Origin of the sequence: Streptococcus sp. GMD5S (genome assembly GCF_000298715.2) — a bacterium.
Taxonomy (GTDB): domain Bacteria; phylum Bacillota; class Bacilli; order Lactobacillales; family Streptococcaceae; genus Streptococcus.
This window is the reverse complement of sequence record NZ_AJRG02000042.1, coordinates 1-1,847: the sequence shown is the minus strand read 5'-3', so window position 1 is coordinate 1,847 and position 1,847 is coordinate 1. Positions and strand designations below refer to the sequence as shown.

Genomic DNA, 1,847 nt, shown 5'->3' with positions numbered 1-1,847 from the left:
TTGATAAACGAGCTATGTATATTATGGCCATTGAAATTGCGACTGCTATTGATGGTCAGATTAGCGAAGATGATAAAGAGAGCTGGTTAAGTGTTGAGGAATTTAAAAAACGGCATGAGGATATCCTTTCGATGAGTTATGAAGAAGCTAATGAGCTGAGTTTGGAAGAAATTCCGTTTATGGATGATGTGAGAGACCCAGTTTGGGAAGAAGACGACCGCAGGAATGAAGAATACATTAAAATCCACGGCGAACGTGTTTATGACGACGAGGAAGACGAGTGAGAATATACATCAAAGGTGATTATACTAGAAAAGTGTCATTTGGCTACAGAGAACTCGCATGGAAAATGTGGTTTAAAGAAAGAAATGGTAAAAAAATAAGTTTCTCAAATGTCGGGGATGATGAGATGTTGCAAAATGACTTCTATTTATCTTTACGGTTAGATAAGTGGGGAGCAAGTGGCTCTCGTTGGAAAGATGCCAAGGTTAAAGGTGGCAGTGCAATCAATTCCCAAATGTATGAAAATATTGATTTGGATTATGAAGGAAGTTATGAAAGCGACGGTAGAGAAAAGGGAAAATACCTAAGAATCGCTTCGAATTATCTAGATATATTAACAGTTGATAAGCGAGCTATGTATATTATGGCACTCGAAATTGCGACTGCGATTGATGGAAAAATTAGTGAAGATGATAAGAAAACATGGCTAACAATCGAGGAATTCAAGAAAAAGCACCAAGATATCTTATCTTTAACCTTTGATGAAGCAAATGAGATGAGTTTGGAAGAAATTCAAACGATTGATGCTATTGACGATCCCATCTGGGAAGAATTGGATAAGAAGCGTGAGGAGTACATCCAAATCCATGGTGAACGAGTTTATGAAGATGAGGAAGATGAGTGAGACTATACATCAAAAGTGATTTTACGAAAAAAATAGACTTCACAACTAGAGAGCTTGTTTGGAAGATGTGGTTTAAGGAACGGAAAGGCAAGAAAATAAGTTTCTCCAATGTTGGTGATGATGCCATGCTACAGGATGATTTTTACTTTGGTGTTCGGTTACACAAATGGGCTTCTGTTGATGAAAGATGGGATAAAGCTTCTTTTATAATTCCGAGCAATCCTTGGTTGTCTTTGGAATATGAGAGTATAACATTGGAATTTGAAAAAACTTTCATTACAGAGTGGAGAGAACGTGGGGATTATCTACGTATCGCAACCTCTCATACAGATGTGTTAACAGTTGATAAACGAGCTATGTATATCATGGCAGTCGAGGTAGCTTCTGCAATTGATGGTCGGATTAGCGAGGATGACAAGGAGACCTGGATGGATGTAGAGACTTTTAAGGAGTTGCACAAGGATGTCTTATCACTAAGTTAAGATAAAGCAACCGATATCAGCGTGGAGGAACTGAAAAGTTTGAAACCTGTAGAGGAACCTTTGTGGGATGAAGAAGAACGTCTTCGTGAAGAATACATCAAAATCCATGGTGAACGTGTGTATGACGACGAGGAAGACGAGTGAGAATTTACATCAAAGGTGATTACATCAAAGAAATTCCATTTGATTACATGGAACTAGCGAAAAGGATGTGGTTTGATACTAAAGATGGGAAGACAGTAGATATTTCTTATTTTGGGAATACTCGCCCATTTAAAACAGACCCAACTATTCACTTGAAATTGAATAAGTGGATGCATGATAATAGATGGAATAATGTTCAGTTGAAAGAAGGGATTATCAATAAATTTGGGAGTCATGTATATGAAAATCTTGAATTAGATTTTGAAGACAATCCAGCAACAGACTATCGAGAAAAAGGAGACTGTCTACGTTTA

The 1,847-nt window shown here is 37.5% G+C and carries 1 protein-coding gene and 3 pseudogenes; all 4 read left to right on the top strand.

The features are described 5' to 3' along the window. Window positions 1-284: pseudogene (locus tag GMD5S_RS0209610) on the top strand (hypothetical protein); the annotation flags it as partial. Continuing rightward, window positions 281-907, top strand: coding sequence for a hypothetical protein (locus GMD5S_RS0209605; RefSeq protein ID WP_001223907.1), 627 nt, complete (start codon window positions 281-283; stop codon window positions 905-907). The pseudogene GMD5S_RS0209610 and the gene GMD5S_RS0209605, both read left to right, overlap by 4 nt. Next, a pseudogene (locus tag GMD5S_RS10325) lies at window positions 904-1,533 on the top strand (hypothetical protein). Before GMD5S_RS0209605 ends, GMD5S_RS10325 begins: the two are co-directional and overlap by 4 nt. Then, window positions 1,530-1,847: pseudogene (locus GMD5S_RS0209595) on the top strand (hypothetical protein); the annotation flags it as partial. The pseudogenes GMD5S_RS10325 and GMD5S_RS0209595, both read left to right, overlap by 4 nt.